This is a genomic window from Micromonospora sp. I033, assembly GCF_053890995.1.
Genome location: NZ_JBSSLX010000001.1, coordinates 77,805 through 96,632, shown reverse-complemented (window position 1 = coordinate 96,632; position 18,828 = coordinate 77,805). Strand labels below are relative to the sequence as shown.

The window sequence follows — 18,828 nt, the reverse complement described above, 5'->3', positions numbered from 1 at the left end:
GTTCCGTCCATACGTTCTGACACTCCTGTGGTCTGAGCGTGTTCCGCTTCGGCGGACACCATCGGTGTGGTGGTCAGGCCGTCAGGGCGGCCTCGTAGTCGGCGGGACTGCGGTGGCCCAGGCTGCTGTGCAGCCGGTGCAGTTGTACCAGCCGGAAGGGCAACCGAGGACGCCCGTACCAGCCGATGGCCGTCGAGCCGGGAAACCGAGACGGCGCGTCAGCCGTTTGATCGGGAGGTGAGCCAGTCGAGGACCTTGGCCGCATGCTCATGGGGCGGGAAGATCGGATAGAAGACGTGCTCGACCTCGCCGTCGCGCACGATCAGGGTCTGGCGCTTGTAGAGGCGCTGGCCACCCGCGTCGAAGGTGGGCAGCCGCAGTGCCTCGGCGAGGGCGAACGTGGGATCGGACAGCATCGCGAAGGGCAGGTGCAGGCGCTCGACGACCTCGCTCTGGTACTCGGTCGTCTGACTCGAAAGCCCGTAGACAGCGGTCGCTCCGGCATCGAGGAGGTCACGGTGGTGATCGCGGAAGGCACAGGCCTCCGGGGTGCATCCGCGTGCGCCGGGAATGGCGTCCCAGCCGTCGGGCAGGTCGATCCCGGGCCGACCGGTCAGGGGATAGAGGTAGATCACCGTCCGTCCGACCGCCAGCCGGTCGAGGGCGATCTGGTCGCCGTTCGTGGCGGTGAGGCCGAGCGGGGGCATGGGCAGTCCCGGCACGTGAGCCGTGGCGCCGTCGTCCTCGGGGACGGGCAGTTCGCTGGGAAGGTACCCCAGGTCGGTCATGTGGCCGTCTCCTGTCTGACCAGGAGACGACATGTGGTTGCCGCGGTTCGCGGCCGTGTGCAGATGTGTCAGCAGCGCATCGCGCCGCGAGACGAGTCCGCTGATACGTCGGGTCAGGTCGTCGATGGCGTCCCGGTATCCGGCCAGCGATGCCGGGCAGTCGTCGCCGTGGTCGTGTCCTGCGCTCAGGCACTCCACGAAGGGACGGCACTGCTCGGCCGCGACGCCAAGGCCGGTCAAGGTCTTGATCTCACGGACCACACGGACGTCGTGCTCGTCATAGTCGCGATACCCGTTGGGCAGGCGCCGTGGCGCGATGAGGCCCAGTCCCTCGTAGTAGCGAACCGCCTTGGTGCTCACACCTGCGCGGCTGGCGATCTGGCTGATCTGCATGCTCACCTCCGCCGCGACCGTAGACCCTGCCCTCCAGGGCAAGGTCAAGCATGCGACAGCCGAAGCCGAGCGGCTCACGTAGGCGGGTCCCGCAACCGTTTCGGTCGCGGGACCCCACCTCCGTCACCAGGTCGTGGGCTTGCCCTTCTGGAACAGCCACACGTCGAAGAAGGCAGTGAGGTCCTGCCCGGATTCCCGCTCGGCCAGAGCGATGAAGTCGGCCGTTGCGGCGTGGCTGTACCGGTGGCTGGCCGCCCACTCGCGCAGGATGCGGAAGAAGGCGTCGTCACCGATCTTGCCGCGCAACGCGTGCAGGGTCATCGCCCCCCGGTTGTACGGGATGTTGCTGAACATGTCCTCGGGGCCCGGGTCGGCGAGGACGATCTGCCAGAACGACGACGACGCGGCCCGACCGTAGTTGCTGCTGCTGTTGAAGGTCTGGCCGACCGACGCGCCGCCGTTGTACTCGGTGTACATCCACTGGGCGTAGGTGGCGAAGCCCTCGTTCAGCCAGATGTCCGACCAACGCTGCGGGGAGACGGAGTCGCCGTACCACTGGTGTGCCAGCTCGTGCGCCATCGTGCCGACGCTCGCCGCGCTGGAGAAAATCGGCTTGGTCTGGGTCTCCAGGGCGTAGCCGACGTCGGGGGCCCGGTCGATGATCGCGCCGGTCGAGGCGAACGGATACGGGCCGAACATCGAGGAGAAGAAGTCGATCATCTTGGGGATCTGCGCGACCGCGGCGGCGGACCCGGCGACCTGCCGCGGGTCGATCGCGACGTACACGGGGATCCCGCTCGGCGTGGTCGACTCCGTGACCACGAAGTTGCCGATGGTGATCGTCGCCAGGTAGGTGGCCATCGGCTCGGTCGAGTCCCAGGTGAAGGTGGTCCAGCCGTCCCGGGTCTCCTGGGACAGGAGCTGGCCGTTGCCGACGGCGGTGAGCCCCTCCGGCACCTTCGCGGTGAACCGGAAGGTGGCCTTGTCGGTCGGGTGGTCGTTGGTGGGCAGCCAGGCCGGCGTGCCCTGCGGCTCCCCGACGACGAAGGCGCCGTCGTCGGTGGGCACCCAGCCCTCGATCGACCCGTCCGGGTCGGTGATCGGACCCGGTACGCCGGCGTACCTCACCACCACGGTGAAGGCCTGCCCGGTCCTGAGCTTCGGGCGCGGCGTGACGACCAGTTCCTGGCCGTCCCGGACGAAGTCGTGCGCGTGCCCGTTGACCGTCAGCGACGAGATCTCCGGACCGCGGAAGTCCAGGTTGAACCGGTCGAGATCCTGCGTGGCGATCGCGGTGATGGTGGCGGTGGCGGCCATGAACCGGGTTGCCGGGTCGTAGGAGAAGTTGAGGTCGTAGTGCTGGACGTCGTATCCGCCGTTGCCCTCGGCCGGGAAGTACGGGTCGCCGACGCTCGCGGCACCGGCCGAGTAGCGAGGGGCTGCGGGGTTGCCAGGTGCTGCGCCGGCCGCGTCCGGTACCACCATCGACCCGATGGTCACCACAGCGACCGTGGCCAGCGCGGCACCGCGCAAGCGTGGGAATGTCATGTGAACCCTCTCCCTTGGACTGCCCTGGCACCATCCACCCGCACCGAACGGGGATCGTCAAGGTCTACAGGCCAGCCACGGCAGTGCGGCGAGGGTCTCGGCGGTCAACCGGTCAGCCGGACGAACTTCTCCCAGGGGCCGATGGCGGTGCGGTTGGCGATCAGTGGCCGGGTGCCGGCTTGCTCGGCGGTCACGTACCGGTTGTTCGCGTTGGCCAGCAGGCTGGCCGTGCCGTCGGTGTTGGTGATGAGGCGGAACTTCTCCCAGGAGCCGACCGCGGTGCGGTTGGCGATCAGCGGCGAGGCGCCGGCGTTCTCCGCCGTGACGTACCGGCCGTTGACCCGGGCGCGGAACGCCACGAACCCGCCCCCGGCGTCGACCTGGTCGAACTGCTGCGCCGGGCCGGTCGTGGTCCCGTTGGCGATCAAGGCCGAGGCGCCGCCGGCGTCCGCCGTGACGTATCGGAGGTTCACGGTGGAGAGCAGATTGACCGCGGCCGGCGGCGTGACGACGCGGAACTTCTCCCAGGGGCCGATGGCGGTGCGGTTGGCGATCAGTGGCCGCGCACCGGCCTTTTCGGCGGTCACGTACCGGTTGTTCGCGTTGGCCAGCAGGCTGGCCGTGCCGTCGGTGTTGGTGACGACGCGGAACCTCTCCCAGGGTCCCACCGCGGTGCGGTTGGCGATCAGCGGCGACGCGCCGCCGTTCTCCGCCGTGACGTACCGGCCGTTGACCCGGGCGCGGAACGCCACGAACCCGCCCCCCGCGTCGATCCGGTCGAACTGCTCCCAGGGACCGATCGCGGTCCGGTTGGCGATCAAGGCTGAGGAACCGGCGTTCTCCGCGGTCACGTAGCGGTTGTTGACGGTCGCCAGCAGGCTGGTCGCGGGGCCGCCGAGCAGCCGGGCCAGGGCGGCGTGGTCGCCCTTGAAGACGTCCAGATCGGCCGAGGAGAAGTCGGAGCCGGGGATGGCGGCGCCCGCGGCGTGCTGCCAGATGGTGAAAGACGTCCAGCCGGCCGGCAACGGCGGTGGGTTCTGTGAGTAGTTGGCGATGAACAGCGGGTTCGCCGCGAAGCTCTGGCTGCTGCCCGTGCAGGGATTCCACCAGTTCCTGTTGGTGTAGATCATGGCCTGCCGGCCGGTGCGCACCGCGATCTCGGTGACGAAGTCCCGGACCCAGGCCACCAGTTGGCCGGGCGTCATGTTGTAGCAGTCGTTCAGGCCCCACTCGGGCCGGGGCCACTCGATGTCCAGCATCGGCGGGAGGCTGCGTCCATCGGCGACGTACGGGGCGAAGCCGAGCAGGACATCCGCCTGCTGCTTGCCGCTGCTCAGGTCGGGGCGGGCTCGGTGGTACGCCCCGGTGTACAGGCCGTTGGCCCGGGCGCCGGCGAAGTTGGTGGCGTAGAAGGGATCAGGATTGTTGTGCGGCACCGCTCGGCCGTCCTGCTCGCTGACCCGGATGTAGGCGAACTTCGCGCCGCCCCGGGCTGCCGCGGCCCAGTCGAACGACGGTCCCTGGAAGTAGGACACGTCAACGCCGGTGATCGAGTAGCCGGACGGAGTCGGCAGCGCCCGGGCCGGCGAGGCGCCCCCGACCAGCCCCACGAACCCCAACGCCGTACCCAGCAGCACAGCCAGACCTCTGCGTACCATGGCTCGCCTCCCGACACCAGCCAAGGCGCGACGCCGCGTCCATACGAAGCGTAAGCGCGCGGCGGACGCCCAGGCATGGGCCGCTCGTCCATAGCTGCAGGTGGTGGGGCCGGGCTGGGATGGGACGGCGTCAGCCTTCTTCTGGCTCCGGTGCCCCCCAGCCGTCGGGAACGGACAGGCCGGCGAGCCGTCGGGCCAGGATGGCGGCGCCGATCTGTGCGGCCTGCGCACCGAAGGCGGAGCGCAGCACCGGGGGCGGGGTCCGCCATGCGAGGGCCGCGCGCAGGGCGTCGCGTACCGGGTCGAAGAACAGCGCGCCCGCGTCCGCCAGCCCACCGCCGAGAACGATGCGGGCCGGGTCGAGGGTCAGGGTGAGGGTGGCCAGGGCGATCCCCAGCGCCTGGGTCGCGTCGTTCCAGACGGCGGCGGCGACCGGATCGGTGGCCACCGCGTCGGCGATGGCTCGGCTGTCCGAACCCGGGGTTCCGCCGAGCCGGGCATAGCGGCGGGCCAGCCCACCGGCGGAGGCGTAGACCTCCAGGCAGCCCCGCTGCCCGCAACTGCACGGCTCTCCGCCGGGGTGGACCGGCATGTGGCCGACCTCGCCGGCCGAGCCGGTCGCGCCCGGCACCGGCTCGCCGTGCACCACCACCGCCGCGGCGATGCCGGTGCCCAGCGGCAGCAGCAGGAAGTTGTCCAGCCCACGGGCCGCCCCGGCCACCGCCTCGGCGACGCCGGCCGCCCGCGCGTCGTGCCCGACCGCCACCGGGAGCCCGAGGTCGTCCCCGACGAGGGCGCGGAACGGCACGTTGCGGAACCGGAGGTTGGCGGCGTACCGCACCACCCCGTTCGTCTCGTCGACGAGGCCCGGCGTGACCACGCCGATCGCGGCGGGTGTGGCGCCGAGATCGAGCGCGTCGTCGCGCAGCTGGAGGCACAGGGACCGGACCGCCTTGACCGGGTCGTCGTCCGCGCGCGACGGCACGGTCAGCGTGTGCCGGCGCCGGCCGTCCTCGCCGACCACGGCCCCCTTGATGGTCGTTCCGCCGACGTCGACGGCGAGGACGCAATGGCCTTCGGGCTGGGTCACGCGATCACCCGGTCACCACGGTGAGGTCCGCGGTGAAGTCGCGGTCCAGGGGAAACACCGGTCGCACCACCTTCTGGTACGGCAGTCGCGCGAGGTCCTGGTCGACGCCGCCCGGCGTGAGGGCGAGCAGCCAGTCTCCGGCCGCGTCGAACAGTTCGGGTTCGAGGTAGCCGATCTTCACCACGACGAGATCCATCTCGTCGACCTTGATGCCCAGCCGGGCGTAGGACTCCAGCAGGCGGTACTGCATCCGGCGCGAGGTGACGAAGACGCTGAGCCCACCCACCCGCACGCTGACGCACCGCCCGCCGTCGGGATCGTCGGCGACCGCCTCCAGGACCCCGTCGAGCGGGAGCGGCCCCGGGTCCCGGGAGTCGATCCGCCCGCCGACGGTCACCCGGACCGGCGAGCCGAGCGGCTGGTCGGCGATCTGCGCCACGGCCTGCGGGTCGACCAGCGAGGCGAACACGGCACGACGGGAGCCGTCGCGGATCTCGGGGCGGGCCAGCATCCGTTCGACGGCGAAGGTGACGTCGTCGGCGCCGCCGGCGCCCGGGTTGTCGCCGGAGTCGCTGATGAAGAACGGTCGCCGGGCCGGATCGGCGACCGCGGCCAGGGCGGTGTCGAGGCACTCGTCCATCGAGCCGGTGGGGGCGACGAAGGCGAACTCGTCGCGGGCCGCCCAGAAGTGCCCGCCCAGCTCACGGGCCGCCTCGGTGGTGGCGGTGGCGTCGGTGCCGGTGACGACGACCGCGCCCCGGCAGCGCGGCTGGTCGGCCCAGGCGAACCCGATCCAGATCGCCGCGTCGACGACGCCGTCGCGGGCTTCGATGTCGGGGATCCGCGCGTAGAGTCCCCGGGCCGGCTCCTCGCGGGTGCTGGTCATCTCGCCCGGCAGCAGGATCGGCACGTGGACCAGCGCCTTGTGCGGGCGCTGCTGCCGGCGCAGCGCCTCGACCAGGTTCCGGGCGGCGCGCTCACGGGTCTCCCACACGTCGACGTGCGGGGCGGTGCGGTAGCAGGTGAGCAGGTCGCAGGCGTCGAAGAGCACCTGCGAGACGTTGCCGTGCAGGTCCATCGCGGCGGAGACGAACGGCTCCGGCCCGATCACCGACCGGATGGCGGTGACGAGTTCGCCCTCCGCGTCGTCGCTCCCGACGACGGTCATCGCACCGTGGATGTCCAGCAGCATGCCGTCCAGGGGGCCGGCCGCAGCCAGCTTCTCCACCATCTCGGTGGCCCAGGCCTCGTACGTCGCGGGGTCCACCGCCCCGCCGGGCAGGGCCCGGGCGTGCACGAGCGGGATCCACTCGACGTCGGCGGCCCAGGGCTGGGCGGGGGAGAGCCAGTCGTATCGCGCCAGCAACGCATCGCCCCGGGTGACCTCGAAGTCGTCGGCGGTGCTCAGGTGCGGCGAGAACGTGCTGGACTCGATGTGGATGCCGCCGATGGCGACGCGGAGGGGACGGGGCACGGGTGTTGCTCCTCAGGAGGGTCGTACGTCGGTCGTCGTGCGCAGCAGGTGCCCGAGGCCGACCAGGGCCGCGTCCGGGCCCGCGACGCTGGCTTCGATGGTCAGGGACTGGGTCATGGACGGTAGGCAGCGTTCGTAGAGCATCCCCCGGGTCGCGGCCACGTAGACGTCGAGGCTGGACAGCGCGCCGCCGATGACGACGGCGTCGGGGTTGAGGAAGTTGACCAGGCCGGAGAGGGCGACGCCGAGCAGTCGACCGGCGTGGCGCACCATGGTCACCACGGTCGGGTCGGCGTCGCTGACCGCCGCCACGATCTCCCGGATCGTGGTCGCCGAGGAGCCCTGCTCGGCCAGCTGGCGGGCCAGGGCGGCGCCGCTGGCGACGGTCTCCAGGCAACCCCGGCTGCCGCAGGAGCACTCCCGCTCGCCGCTGTCGGCCACGCGGACGTGGGTGACGTCGCCGCTGAGGCCGCGCCCGCCCCGGTAGATCTGACCGCCGCTGACCAGACAGGCGCCGATGCCGGTGCCGGCCTTGACGTAGATCATGTCGCCGAACTCGTTGCGCCGGGTGACGTACTCGCCGATCGCCGCCGCCTTGGCGTCGTTGTCGACGACCACCGGCACCGGGAAGCGCTCGGCGAGGCGGGCGCTCGCGTCCACGCCGCTCCAGCCGGGCATCCGGGCCGGGCCGATCAGCCGCCCACCGGGGAACTCGACCGGACCCGGCAGGGCGACACCGACCCCGAGCAACTCCTGACCGGGCGCGGTCGCCGCCTGGAGCCGGTCGACCGTCGCCGCGACGACCTCGAACACCTCCGCCGGCCCGGCGGCGATGTCGATGGCCACCTCCTCGGTGGCGCGCAGCCCTCCGTCGGGCGCGCACAACCCCACCCGGGCGTGCCGGCCGCCCAGCTCGGCGACGGCGAGGATCCCGTTGGTCTCCCGCAGGCGCAGGATCCGGGGGCGTCGCCCGCCGGTGGACCGGCCCACCCCCTCCTCGAGGATGACGCCCTCCTCCAGCAGCCGGCGTACCACGCTCGTGACGGTCGAGGGGGCGACCTGCAACGCCTCGATGAGGTCGGCGCGCGAGGTGACCGTGCCGCTGGCCAGCAGGCTCAGGGTCTGGTCTCGCAGCGTGGCGGAGATCGATGGTTCCAAGGGTGCCTCTCCTTGTTCGGGCGGTCCTCCGGCGCCGCCTCAGTGTCGCAGTGCCCGGCAGGGTGCGCGCCGGAGCCCACGCGAAGAGTTTCGGTCGATGCTTCGCCGACTTAGATCGTACCCTGGCCGAAGTCTCCGAATAAAGAGGGTAACTTTCGTTGACTACAGACTTCGGCCTGGATACATTCTCCGCGTCGAACGTCGAGGAGCAGCACCAGGTGGCCGAACGCGTGGCACCGCAGGTAGCGCCCGGAGACGCGGGGCAGTGCACATCAATCGAGGAGATTCATGAGGAGCAGATTTCCCCGGCGAGCCCTCCGCGGCGCGGTCGCGGTAGCCAGCGCGGTCGCCCTCGGAGCGGGTCTGGTCGCCTGCGGTGGTGGCAGCGGTTCGTCGAAGGGCGGCGGGAGTCAGGGCAAGGACACCGCGACCGTCGCCTTCCGTACCCCCAACTGGATCCTGCCGATCTCGGCACCCGGCTTCACCCAGGGCGAGAACGCCATCTTCGGCCAGGCGCTGTACCGGTCCCTCTACCAGTACAAGCTGGACGGCACGGCGCAGTACAACATCGACCCGCAGCGCTCGATGGCCGAGGCGCCGGTGGTGAGCGACGGCGGCAGGACCCTGACCATCACGCTGAAGGACAACACCTGGTCCGACGGCAAGCCCGTCACCACCAGGGACATCCAGTTCTGGTACGACCTGGTCAAGGCGAACAAGGACAAGTGGGCGTCCTACCGGGCCGGCGGCCTCCCGGACAACATCGCGCAGTGGTCGGTCAAGGACGACAAGACCTTCTCGATCACCACCACGAAGGTCTTCAACACCGCCTGGTTCGTCGACAACCAGCTCAACAAGATCACCCCGATGCCGCAGCACGCCTGGGACAAGGACTCTGCCGGCGCGGCCGTGAGCAACCTGTCCAGCACCCCGGCGGGCGCGAAGAAGGTCTTCGACTTCCTCACCGCGGCCGCCAAGGACCCCAAGACCTACGACTCCAACGAGCTGTGGAAGGTCACCAGCGGCCCCTGGAAGCTGGCGAAGTACGTGCCGAACGGCGAGGTCACCCTCGCCGCCCAGCCGAACTACTCCGGCACGGACAAGCCGAAGCTCGCCAAGATCGTGCTCCGGCCGTTCACCGGCGACGACGCCGAGTTCAACGTCCTGCGCGCCGGTGACATCGACTACGGGTACGTGCCCGCGGCGAACCTCTCCCAGGAGGGCTACCTCAAGTCCAAGGGCTACACGGTCTCGCCGTGGTACGGCTGGTCCGTCACCTACCTGCAGCTGAACTTCAACAACCCGAAGACCGGGGTGCTGTTCAAGCAGCCGTACCTGCGGCAGTCGCTGCAGATGCTCATCGACCAGCCGACGATCAGCAAGGTGATCTGGTCCGGCACGGCCGCGCCGACCTGCGGCCCGGTGCCGGCCAAGCCCGGCACCAACGGCGCCGACGCCGCCGGCTGCGCGTACTCCTTCGACCCCGCCAAGGCGAAGGAACTGCTGGAGAGCCACGGCTGGAAGGTGACCCCGGACGGGCAGACGACCTGCCACACGCCGGGCACCGGACCGAACCAGTGCGGTGACGGCATCGCCGCCGGCACGGCGCTGAACCTCACCGTGACCAGCCAGACCGGCTTCGCCGCCACGACCAAGATGTTCGCCGAGATCAAGTCGCAGATGGCCAAGCTCGGCATCCAGCTGACCATCAAGGAGGTGCCCGACTCGGTCGCGGTCACCCCGGCCTGCAAGCCGACGGACGCCACCTGCTCGTGGGACATGTCCTTCTTCGGCTCGCAGGGCAGCTGGTACTACCCGGCCTTCGCCAGCGGCGAGCGGCTCTTCGCCACCGGCGCCCCGGTGAACCTGGGCAGCTACAGCAACCCGGAGGCCGACAAGCTCATCGAGGCCACGCAGTTCTCCGGCGACGAGAGCGCGCTCAAGGCGTACAACGACTTCCTCGCCAAGGACCTGCCGGTGCTCTGGATGCCGAACCCGGTGTTCCAGGTCTCGGCGTACCGGTCCGGCCTGCAGGGAGTCGAGCCGCAGGACCCGATGAACTTCATGTACTTCCAGGACTGGTCCTGGAAGTGACCGATCACTGATCGTCCCGGCCCCGGCGGCGCCCACCGCGCCGCCGGGGCCCCGACCGGGGAGGAGGCAGGGCCCAGGTGGTCCGGTACCTCATCACGCGCTTGGGCCAGGCCCTCGTCGTCGTCGTGCTCGTCACGGTGATCGCGTTCCTCATCCTGCACCTGCTGCCCGGTGGCGCGGCACGCGCCACCCTCGGCAAGGAGGCGACGCTGGAGCAGCTGGCGGCGTTCAACCACGACATGGGCTACGACCGGCCCTGGATCCAGCAGTACGGCATGTACGTGCAACGCCTGCTGCGGGGCGACCTGGGCTACTCGTACCAGCTCAACCAGTCGGTCGTCGAGGCGATCAGCCAGCGGCTGCCGAAGACGATGGTGCTGTCGCTGCTGTCGACCGTGCTCGCCATCGTGCTGGCGATCCCGCTCGGGGTGATCCAGGCGGTACGCCGCAACCGCTGGCCCGACTACGCCATCACCTCGCTGTCGCTGCTGGCGTACGCCACGCCCATCTTCTTCATGGGCCTCATGATGATCATCCTCTTCTCGCAGGTCTGGCCGATCCTGCCGCCCGAGGCGCCGCAGGGGTTCACGGTGGCGGAGGTGCTCGCCGATCCGGCCGGGCTGGTCCTGCCCACGGTCACACTCGCCATCGTCACCATCGCGGTCTACTCGCGGTACGTCCGCTCCGCCATGGTCGACAACCTCAACGAGAACTACGTCCGTACCGCCCGCAGCAAGGGCCTCTCCGAGCGGCGGGTGGTGCTGCGGCACACCCTGCGCAACGGGTTGTTCCCGGTCATCGCGCTGCTCGGGATGTACCTGCCCGCGCTGTTCAGCGGGGCGCTGGTCGTCGAGTCGCTGTTCAACTTCCCCGGCATGGGGCACCTGTTCTGGCAGGCGGCGCTCAAGCGTGACTTCCCGATCCTGCTCGGGGTCACCGTCATCATCTCGATCGCGACGGTCGTCGGCGCGCTCGTCGCCGACCTGCTCTACGCCGCCGTCGATCCCCGGGTCCGACTCCAGCGGAGCGCGTCATGACCACACCCACCGAGGCGGTCCGCCCAGGTGCCGTCCCCGACCAGCCGGCCGACACCGAGGCGCCGGTGCGCGGCCTCTGGCGGCAGGGGTTCGTCGTCTTCTGCGAGAACCGGCTCGCCCTGGTGGGCCTGGGCCTGTTCGTCCTGCTGGCCGGGATCTGCTTCCTCGGTCCGCTCTTCTACCACACCGACCAGGTGCACACCGACCTCACCGCCGTACACCTGGCCCCGGGTGAGCAGGGGCATCCGCTCGGCACCGACGGGGTCGGCTACGACCAGTTGGGGCGGCTCATGCTCGGCGGGCAGACCTCGATCATCGTCGGGCTCGCCGCCGGGATCCTCGCCACCGCCCTGGGCACGATCTGGGGCGCCGTCGCCGGGTTCGCCGGCGGCTGGGTGGACTCGGCGATGATGCGGGTCGTCGACGCGATGATGTCGATCCCGTCGCTGTTCCTCTTCATGCTGCTCGCCGCCATCGTCACGCCGAGCGTGTCCATGCTCATCCTCATCATCGGCGCCTTCGCCTGGCTGGGACCGGCCCGGCTGGTCCGGGGTGACGCACTGACCCTGCGCTCCCGCGAGTACGTCCAGGCCATGCGGGGGATGGGCGGCACCGGCGGCCGGGCGGTGCGCCGGCACATCGTGCCGAACGCCATCGGGACCGTGATCGTCAACGCGACCTTCCAGGTCGCCGACGCGATCCTCTACGTCGCGTACCTGTCCTTCCTCGGCCTCGGCGTCCCCCCGCCGGCCGCGAACTGGGGCGGGATGCTCTCCGACGGCCTGGCGGACACCTACAGCGGCCACTGGTGGCTGCTGTACCCGCCCGGCATCGCCATCATCCTCATCGTCCTCGCCTTCAACTTCATCGGCGACGGGCTGAGGGACGCCTTCGAGGTCCGCCTCCGGCGACGCTGAGCAGGAGCAGAAAATGAGCGAATCGACCGTCCGACCCGCGCCGGCAACCGGCGAGCCGGCAGTGGTCCGGCCCCTGCTGGAACTGCGCGACCTCGACACCGACATCGCGCTGCGCCGCGGCACGGTGCACGCCCTGGACGGAGTCGACCTCCAGGTCATGCCGGGGGAGACCCTCGGCGTCGTGGGGGAGTCGGGCAGCGGCAAGACGATGACCGCGCTCTCGATCATGGGCCTGCTGCCGCCCGGCGGCCGGGTCTCCGGGGGACAGATCCTCTTCGAGGGCCGGGACCTGCGCTCGCTGCCGGCCGACGAGGTACGCCGGATCCGCGGTGTCCGGATGGGCATGGTCTTCCAGGACCCGCTCACCTCGCTCAACCCGACCATGCGGATCGGCGTCCAGGTCGGCGAACCGCTGCGCGTGCACGAGCGGGTCGGCCGGGCGGAGGCCCGGGAGCGGACCATCGAGATCCTGCGCCGGGTCGGGATGCCGCGCCCGGAGCGGATCGTCGACAACTACCCGCACGAGCTGTCCGGCGGGATGCGGCAACGGGTCGCCATCGCGATGGCACTGATCTGCTCACCCCGCCTGCTGATCGCCGACGAGCCGACCACGGCGCTCGACGTCACCACCCAACGGCAGATCCTCGAACTCATCGACGACCTGAAGGAAGAGTTCGGGATGGCCGTCATCCTGGTCACCCACGACCTCGGGGTGATCGCCGGCCGCGCCGACCGGGTCGCCGTCATGTACGCCGGACGGGTGGTCGAGACCGCCGCGACCGCAGAGCTGTTCCGCTCGCCCCGGCACCGCTACACCGAGGCCCTGATGGAGGCGCTCCCCGAGTCGGCGATCCGGGACTCCGGTGAACACGCCCGGCTCTACAGCATTCCCGGCCTGCCGCCGGACCTGTCCCGGCCCCTGACCGGCTGCCGCTTCGCGCCACGCTGCCGGCACGTCACCGACGAGTGCCGGACCACCGAGGTGACCCTGTCGGCCGGCGCGCACCAGCATGCCTGTCTGCACCCCGTCCCGGCGGAGCCCGCCGCGCCGGTCAGCCTGCCCACCCCGGTACGGGTCGAGCCGGTGCCGGAGCCGGCGGGCGCGGCGGCCGGATCCGGTGAGCCGGTGGCCACGCCCGTCCTGTCGGTGCGGGACCTGGTCAAGAACTACGCCGCGCGCGGCCGTGGGCTGCTGGGCCGGACCGCCGGGCAGGTGAGCGCCGTGGCGGGTGTGTCGTTCGACGTCGGCCCGGGTGAGACGTTCGGTCTGGTCGGCGAGTCCGGCTGCGGCAAGTCCACCGTGGGCCGGCTGGCCGTCGGGCTGGAGCAGCCGACCGCCGGGCAGATCCTCCTGGACGGCACGGACATCGCCGGCCTGGCCGGACGGGAGCGCCGCCGGATGCACCGGCACGTCCAACTGATGTTCCAGGACAGCTACGCCGCGATGAACCCGCGGATGCGCGTCGACGCCATCCTCGCCGAACCCCTCGAGATCCAGAAGGTCGGCGGGGCGGCGGCGCGGCGGGCGCGGATCGCGACGCTGCTCGACCAGGTGGGGTTGTCGCGCCGGGTCCTGGAGCGCTACCCGCACGAGTTCTCCGGCGGTCAGCTGCAGCGCATCGGGCTGGCCCGGTCACTGGCCCTGCAACCCCGGCTGATCGTCGGCGACGAGCCGGTGAGCGCGCTGGACGTGTCCATCCAGGCGCAGGTCCTCAACCTCATGCGGGACCTGCAGCGTGAGCTCGGCCTGGCGTACGTCTTCATCAGCCACGACCTGTCCGTCGTCGACTACATGGCGGACCGGATCGGCGTCATGTACCTCGGCAAGCTCGTCGAGGTCGGGCCCGCGCGGGACGTGGTCCGGGCCGCCCGGCACCCGTACACGCAGGCGCTCATCGACGCCGTCCCCTCCGTCACGCCGAACGCCGCGACCGCGCGCGACGGGGTGACCATCCGGGGCGAGCTGCCCAGCGCGCTCAACCCGCCCACCGGATGCCGGTTCCGGACCCGATGCCCCCTGGCCCAGGACATCTGCCAGACCGAGCCGCCGCTGGCCGGCGACGCGCACCAGGTGGCCTGCCACTTCCCGCTGCGTCCGGAGTCGACCGCGGTGTCCGCTCGGGCCGGGGCGGTCGCATGACCACGGTCGAGATCTGCGTGAGCGACGTGCCGACCGCGCTGGTGGCCGAGGCCGCCGGAGCCGACCGGCTGGAGCTCTGCGCCGACCTCGGGCAGGGCGGCACCACCCCGAGCCTGGGAACGGTCGAGGTCGCGCTGCGGACGTTGCGCAGGGCAGCCGTACGGGTCATGGTCCGTCCCCGCGGCGGCGACTTCCGGGTGAGCGAGGTCGAGGAGCAGGTCATGCTCGCCGACATCGAGGCCATCCGCGCCCTGCCCAATCCACACGGTCTCGCGGTCGGGATGGTGGTCGGTGCCCTCACCGCCGCCGGCGACCTCGATCTGGCCGTGCTGCGACGCCTGATCGAGGCGGCGGGACCGCTGCCGGTGACGGTGCACAAGGCCTTCGACGAGGTCGGCGACCAGCTGAGGGCGATCGACGAGCTCATCGACCTCGGGGCCGACGCCGTGCTCACCTCGGGCGGGGCGCCGACCGCGCTGGCCGGCGCCACGCGGATCGCCGCGCTGCGGCAGCGGGCCGGCGACCGGTTGCGGGTCATCGCCGGCGGCGGTGTCCGGTCGCACAACGTCCGGCAGGTGCTCGCGGAGACCGGAGCGCGGGAGGTGCACCTGCGGGCACCGGTGCGGCGCGACGGACGTGAGGCCACCGACGGCGAGGAGGTACGCAGGGTCGTCGCCGCCACGCGTGCCCAGACGGATCCGGCCCCGCTTCCTCGGGAGTAGCTGATCGTCCCCCGTGCCGTCCACACGGGCCCGGCGCGGTGCCGGCAACGTCCCGCACGGCGGTGGGCCGCGACGCCGGTTCCGGCGCCGCGGCCCACCGTTTCCCTGCCGACGGGCTACTGCGCCTCGGTGGGCAGGGCGCGCAGGACGGTCAGGGTCACGCTGTTGTTCTGGTAGGACACCCGGAACAGGTGACCGCCCGCGTTCAGGACGCGGTTCTCGGGCAGTGCGTGGAAGCCGCCGCTGATCGAGCTGCCGCTCATCATGGTCAGCACGGTGCCCGGGGTCAGCCGCCCGCGAACGTCCAGGTCCAGCTCGCCGGCCAGCGCCAGCGCACCGGCGGCCCGGACGCTGGTGTAGTCACCGTCGCCCGAGACGGTCACGGCGAAGCGGCCCGCCCGCCCGATGGTCACGTCCCCGCCCACGGCCAGGACGTCGCCGGCGGTTACCGGCACGTCGGTGATGCGCGCCGCCTCGTCCGACGAGAGGCCCGGCTGCAGCACGCCGCCGGTGACGTCGATGCTGCCCGCCACGCTGCCGCTGCCGCCGAGCGTGCCGCCGCACACGTCGATCGCGCTGGCGTGCGAGCCGACGATCGACAGCTTGCCGGCTTCGACAGTGCTCGTCCCGTGCCAGGTGTTGGCGCCTGTGAGGAACAGCGTGCCGTCGCCCCGCTTGGTGAGGCTTCCCTCGTGCGCGCGGGCGTCGCGAGCCTGCTCGCGCCGCACGCCGATGGCGTAGTCCGACCTGTCGGCGTCGCTCGCGCCGGCGGGCAGCCCGTTCGTCCAGCCCTTGGCGGCCTTGGTGGCCTCCCACGCGGCCGCCTCCGCGACGTCCTCCTGCTGGCGCGCCCGGATCGCGACGTCGGAGATGTCGTTCGACCAGACGTCGTCCTGTCCCTGCAGGTCGGCCACGAACGGCCCCAGGAACTGGCCCGGGCCCTTCATGGCCTCACGCAGGCTGACCGTGTGCCAGCCGTTGCGGGTGTCCGGAATCTGCACGATCTGGCCCCGGGTGGGATTCGGCACGGCGGTGCCCGCCGCGTCGTTGATCGTGTTGTTCTGCCGGCCGGTGGTGAACATCGTGTAGAGCGCCTGCTCGTTCGTCATGTACGGGAAGCGCTGCATGATCAGTGCCAGCGCCGCCGCCGAGTGCGGCCCGGCCATGGACGTGCCGGACGAACTGCCGTAGCGGGCCTCCGGCACGCCGTTGACCACCGACACCGTCGTGCTGTTGATGCCGTTGCTCGGCGCCGTCACGCAGGACCACTTCGCCACACCGCACTGGTTGAACGTCTGCTGGCCGGGGACCAGGACGGAACCGTCCGGGTTGAGCGTGCGCCCGACGTTCGGGTTGACCCCCGAGGTCGTGTACCAGCGGCCCTCGAGCTCCGGCATGAAGTACGGCGCGGCGCCCCGCGGCGACGGGTTCACGTAGCCACTGTTGCCGGCGGTGAACTGGATGATCGTGCCAGTGCGCCCGGCCTCGATGGCGCCGTTCAGCCAGCGGACGGTGCTGCCGTTGGCGTCGACCACGCCGTCCGGGGTGGACCAGAGGCGCCAGGCCGTGTTCAAGCCGAAGCCGGCCGGGCTGCCGGGGGGCGTGTCGTAGGTGTTGTAGTTCTCCGTGTTGGGCTGGCTGCCCCAGCTGCTGGTGATGATCCTGACGGGCTTGCCGTTCTCCGTCTGGGCCGAGTTCACGGCCCGGTAGACGTTACCGATGTAGGCGTCGTCCGGCCGCTGCGCGGGGGTAGCGGTCGTCGGCAGGAGACCGTAGAGCACGCCGTCCGTCTTGTGGGTGTTGCCCGCGTACACGTTGCTGTTGAACGCGACCCCGTGCATGTTGGCGGCGGGTCCCGCGGGTTGGGGCGCGCCGACGCCGTCGCGGCTCGCGCCGACCGTCCCGCTGACGTGCGTGCCGTGGCTGTCGTTGAACGCCGGGTCGTAGAAGCCGGATGTGGGGCCGGTCTGGCCACCGGCGGCCTCGACCGAGAAGTAGCGGTCCCCGGTCGCGTAGCCCGTGGCGAGGCTGCCGTGCTCCCGGACGTGCCCGGCGAAGACGCCCGAGTCGACGACACCGATGTTCATCCCGGTGCCGGAATATCCTGCGGCATAGGCGAACTCGGCTCCCATCGACAGCAGGCCGGTGTCCCGGTTGAACTCGGGGGTGCGCCAGCTCGCGGGATCGCCGAGCCGGCCGGGATCCCCCTCGTAGGACGTGATCGGCGGCGGCGCGGCCACCTCCGCGCGGGCGGGCTGCGCGACGACGCCGAGCACCACTATCGGTGTGAGTGCCGCGGTCAGCCCCGTTTTCATCCGTTTCGCAGTCGACACATTCAGCCCCTTTGCAAGATCGACTTTCGCGGATACTATCCCTCGCTCCATATCGGATCAAGACGCCCTCGGGAACAATTCCGTCTACCTGCGAAGTAATAGACGGACAGCCGGGCCGCTCCTGACGCGGCGGCTCTGCGCGACGCGTCGTGGGGTGCTCGCGCGATCGGATCGAGCCCAGGCTGAGCAGGCGGATCCCGCGCGGACGGTCGCCGGCCCGGGGCTCGTCGGCGATGATGCGGCCAATCGGTGGTTTTCCTGCCTGCCGCGATATCCCGGGGTACGCGGCAGCACAATTCCGTCCCGTTTCATTCGGTGCCGGTCGGGCAGATTCAGTGAGACGGTGCCCGCCGCCGGCGCGAGGCACAGCGGCCGGCGCTCCCGGAACAGGGCGCCATCTCCCGGCGGTCAGGGCGGCGCCGCGCCGCTCCCGCCGGCGCAGGGTCGCCGCTCGCCGCCGTGCGCGACGCGCTAGACGTGCGTGATGACGTTCTTGCCGTACGCGGTGAGGGTCTTCTCCTTGTCGTCATGCATGAGGTAGAGGGCGAAGTGGTGGACCCCGATCTCCTTGAGCTCCTGCAGCCGGTCGACATGGGCCGACTCGGGGCCGAGCAGGCAGAATCGGTCGACGATGGCGTCGGGGACGAAGTCGGTGGACGGATTGCCGGCACGGCCGTGGTGTGCGTAGTCGTAGCCCTGGCGGCCGGTGATGTAGTCGGTCAGCGCCTTCGGCACCACGCCGGAGTCGCCGTAGCGGGCGACCAGGTCGGCCACGTGGTTGCCGACCATGCCGCCGAACCAGCGCAGCTGGTCCCGTTGGTGTACGAGGTTAGTGCCCACGTAGGCGGGGGCGGCCACGCACATCGTGATCGAGTCCGGATCGCGGCCGGCAGCGGTGGCCGCGTCGCGTACCGTGCCGATCGTCCAGCGGGCGATGTCCGGGTCGGCGGTCTGCAGGATGAAGCCGTCGGCCTGCTCGCCGACCAGCCGCAGCGCCTTCGGGCCGTAGGCGGCCATCCAGATCTCCAGCCTGCCGTCACGCACCCACGGGATGCGCACCGGCGTGCCGTGGTGTTCGACCTCGCGTCCCTCGGCCAGTTCCTTGATCACGCGCATGGCGCTTCCGAGGGTGGCCAGGCTCGCCGGCGGTTGGCCGATGACCCGGCGGGCCGAGTCGCCGCGGCCGATCCCACAGACGGTCCGGTTGCCGAACATGTCGTTGAGGGTGGCGAAGAGGGACGCGGTGACCGACCAGTCGCGGGTGCTCGGGTTGGTCACCATCGGTCCGACGATCAGGTGCTTGGTCGCGGCGAGGACCTGCGAGTAGATGACGAACGGCTCCTGCCACAGGACGCAGGAGTCGAACGTCCACCCGTAGCGGAACCCGTTGTCCTCGGCGGCGGCGAGGCCCGCCACGACGTCGCGAGCGGGCGGGTCGGTCTGCAGTACGACACCGAAGTCCACGGTCAACTCCTC

At 71.1% G+C, this 18,828-nt stretch carries 13 protein-coding genes; 5 read left to right on the top strand and 8 right to left on the bottom strand.

Annotated features, from left to right (window positions below; genetic code table 11):
* Nucleotides 1–218: 218 nt before the first annotated feature.
* From ACW0Q9_RS00415 to ACW0Q9_RS00390, 6 genes are all read right to left on the bottom strand, one after another.
* A complete protein-coding gene (locus tag ACW0Q9_RS00415; RefSeq protein WP_456177544.1) occupies nucleotides 219–1,181 on the bottom strand; it encodes a MerR family transcriptional regulator in 963 nt (320 codons plus the stop codon).
* Between the two features lie 123 nt (nucleotides 1,182–1,304).
* Complete coding sequence (locus ACW0Q9_RS00410; RefSeq protein ID WP_456177516.1) at nucleotides 1,305–2,729, bottom strand: M1 family metallopeptidase; 1,425 nt, start codon at nucleotides 2,727–2,729, stop codon at nucleotides 1,305–1,307.
* Between the two features lie 104 nt (nucleotides 2,730–2,833).
* Complete coding sequence (locus tag ACW0Q9_RS00405) at nucleotides 2,834–4,387, bottom strand: GH25 family lysozyme (RefSeq protein ID WP_456177515.1); 1,554 nt, start codon at nucleotides 4,385–4,387, stop codon at nucleotides 2,834–2,836.
* Nucleotides 4,388–4,517: 130 nt separating this feature from the next.
* Entirely contained in the window at nucleotides 4,518–5,477 is a 960-nt protein-coding gene (locus ACW0Q9_RS00400; RefSeq protein ID WP_456177513.1) for an ROK family protein, read from the bottom strand.
* Between the two features lie 4 nt (nucleotides 5,478–5,481).
* A complete protein-coding gene (locus ACW0Q9_RS00395; RefSeq protein WP_456177511.1) occupies nucleotides 5,482–6,951 on the bottom strand; it encodes a M81 family metallopeptidase in 1,470 nt (489 codons plus the stop codon).
* A gap of 12 nt (nucleotides 6,952–6,963) precedes the next feature.
* Nucleotides 6,964–8,109 (bottom strand): ROK family transcriptional regulator, encoded by a 1,146-nt coding sequence (locus tag ACW0Q9_RS00390; protein ID WP_456177510.1) that lies wholly within the window; start codon nucleotides 8,107–8,109, stop codon nucleotides 6,964–6,966.
* Between the two features lie 288 nt (nucleotides 8,110–8,397).
* On the opposite strand from ACW0Q9_RS00390, the gene ACW0Q9_RS00385 reads away from it, so the two are divergent.
* The 5 genes from ACW0Q9_RS00385 to ACW0Q9_RS00365 all read left to right on the top strand — a co-directional run bounded on the left by ACW0Q9_RS00385 (nucleotide 8,398) and on the right by ACW0Q9_RS00365 (nucleotide 15,019).
* Nucleotides 8,398–10,203 (top strand): peptide ABC transporter substrate-binding protein, encoded by a 1,806-nt coding sequence (locus ACW0Q9_RS00385; RefSeq protein WP_456177508.1) that lies wholly within the window; start codon nucleotides 8,398–8,400, stop codon nucleotides 10,201–10,203.
* Between the two features lie 77 nt (nucleotides 10,204–10,280).
* Nucleotides 10,281–11,240: an ABC transporter permease gene (locus ACW0Q9_RS00380; RefSeq protein WP_456177506.1), complete on the top strand. Its 960-nt coding sequence runs from the start codon at nucleotides 10,281–10,283 to the stop codon at nucleotides 11,238–11,240.
* Nucleotides 11,237–12,157 (top strand): ABC transporter permease, encoded by a 921-nt coding sequence (locus ACW0Q9_RS00375; RefSeq protein ID WP_456177504.1) that lies wholly within the window; start codon nucleotides 11,237–11,239, stop codon nucleotides 12,155–12,157. The genes ACW0Q9_RS00380 and ACW0Q9_RS00375 overlap by 4 nt, the downstream gene beginning before the upstream one ends.
* A 13-nt stretch (nucleotides 12,158–12,170) precedes the next feature.
* Nucleotides 12,171–14,297, top strand: a complete 2,127-nt coding sequence (locus ACW0Q9_RS00370; protein ID WP_456177502.1) for a dipeptide ABC transporter ATP-binding protein — start codon at nucleotides 12,171–12,173, stop codon at nucleotides 14,295–14,297.
* Entirely contained in the window at nucleotides 14,294–15,019 is a 726-nt protein-coding gene (locus ACW0Q9_RS00365; protein WP_456177500.1) for a copper homeostasis protein CutC, read from the top strand. The genes ACW0Q9_RS00370 and ACW0Q9_RS00365 overlap by 4 nt, the downstream gene beginning before the upstream one ends.
* A gap of 116 nt (nucleotides 15,020–15,135) precedes the next feature.
* Here ACW0Q9_RS00365 and ACW0Q9_RS00360 read toward each other — a convergent pair whose 3' ends face one another.
* Together ACW0Q9_RS00360 and ACW0Q9_RS00355 are read right to left on the bottom strand one after the other, a co-directional pair.
* Nucleotides 15,136–17,295: a S8 family serine peptidase gene (locus ACW0Q9_RS00360; RefSeq protein WP_456177499.1), complete on the bottom strand. Its 2,160-nt coding sequence runs from the start codon at nucleotides 17,293–17,295 to the stop codon at nucleotides 15,136–15,138.
* A gap of 528 nt (nucleotides 17,296–17,823) precedes the next feature.
* Entirely contained in the window at nucleotides 17,824–18,816 is a 993-nt protein-coding gene (locus ACW0Q9_RS00355) for a TIGR03842 family LLM class F420-dependent oxidoreductase (RefSeq protein ID WP_456177497.1), read from the bottom strand.
* Nucleotides 18,817–18,828: the final 12 nt, after the last annotated feature.

Excerpts from the sequence above, each read along its gene's own strand:
- ACW0Q9_RS00415 (WP_456177544.1), bottom strand. The coding sequence starts at position 1,181 with ATGCAGATCAGCCAGATCGCCAGCCGCGCAGGTGTGAGCACCAAGGCG.
- ACW0Q9_RS00410 (WP_456177516.1), bottom strand. The coding sequence starts at position 2,729 with ATGACATTCCCACGCTTGCGCGGTGCCGCGCTGGCCACGGTCGCTGTG.
- ACW0Q9_RS00405 (WP_456177515.1), bottom strand. The coding sequence starts at position 4,387 with ATGGTACGCAGAGGTCTGGCTGTGCTGCTGGGTACGGCGTTGGGGTTC.
- ACW0Q9_RS00385 (WP_456177508.1), top strand. The coding sequence starts at position 8,398 with ATGAGGAGCAGATTTCCCCGGCGAGCCCTCCGCGGCGCGGTCGCGGTA.
- ACW0Q9_RS00375 (WP_456177504.1), top strand. The coding sequence starts at position 11,237 with ATGACCACACCCACCGAGGCGGTCCGCCCAGGTGCCGTCCCCGACCAG.
- ACW0Q9_RS00370 (WP_456177502.1), top strand. The coding sequence starts at position 12,171 with ATGAGCGAATCGACCGTCCGACCCGCGCCGGCAACCGGCGAGCCGGCA.
- ACW0Q9_RS00365 (WP_456177500.1), top strand. The coding sequence starts at position 14,294 with ATGACCACGGTCGAGATCTGCGTGAGCGACGTGCCGACCGCGCTGGTG.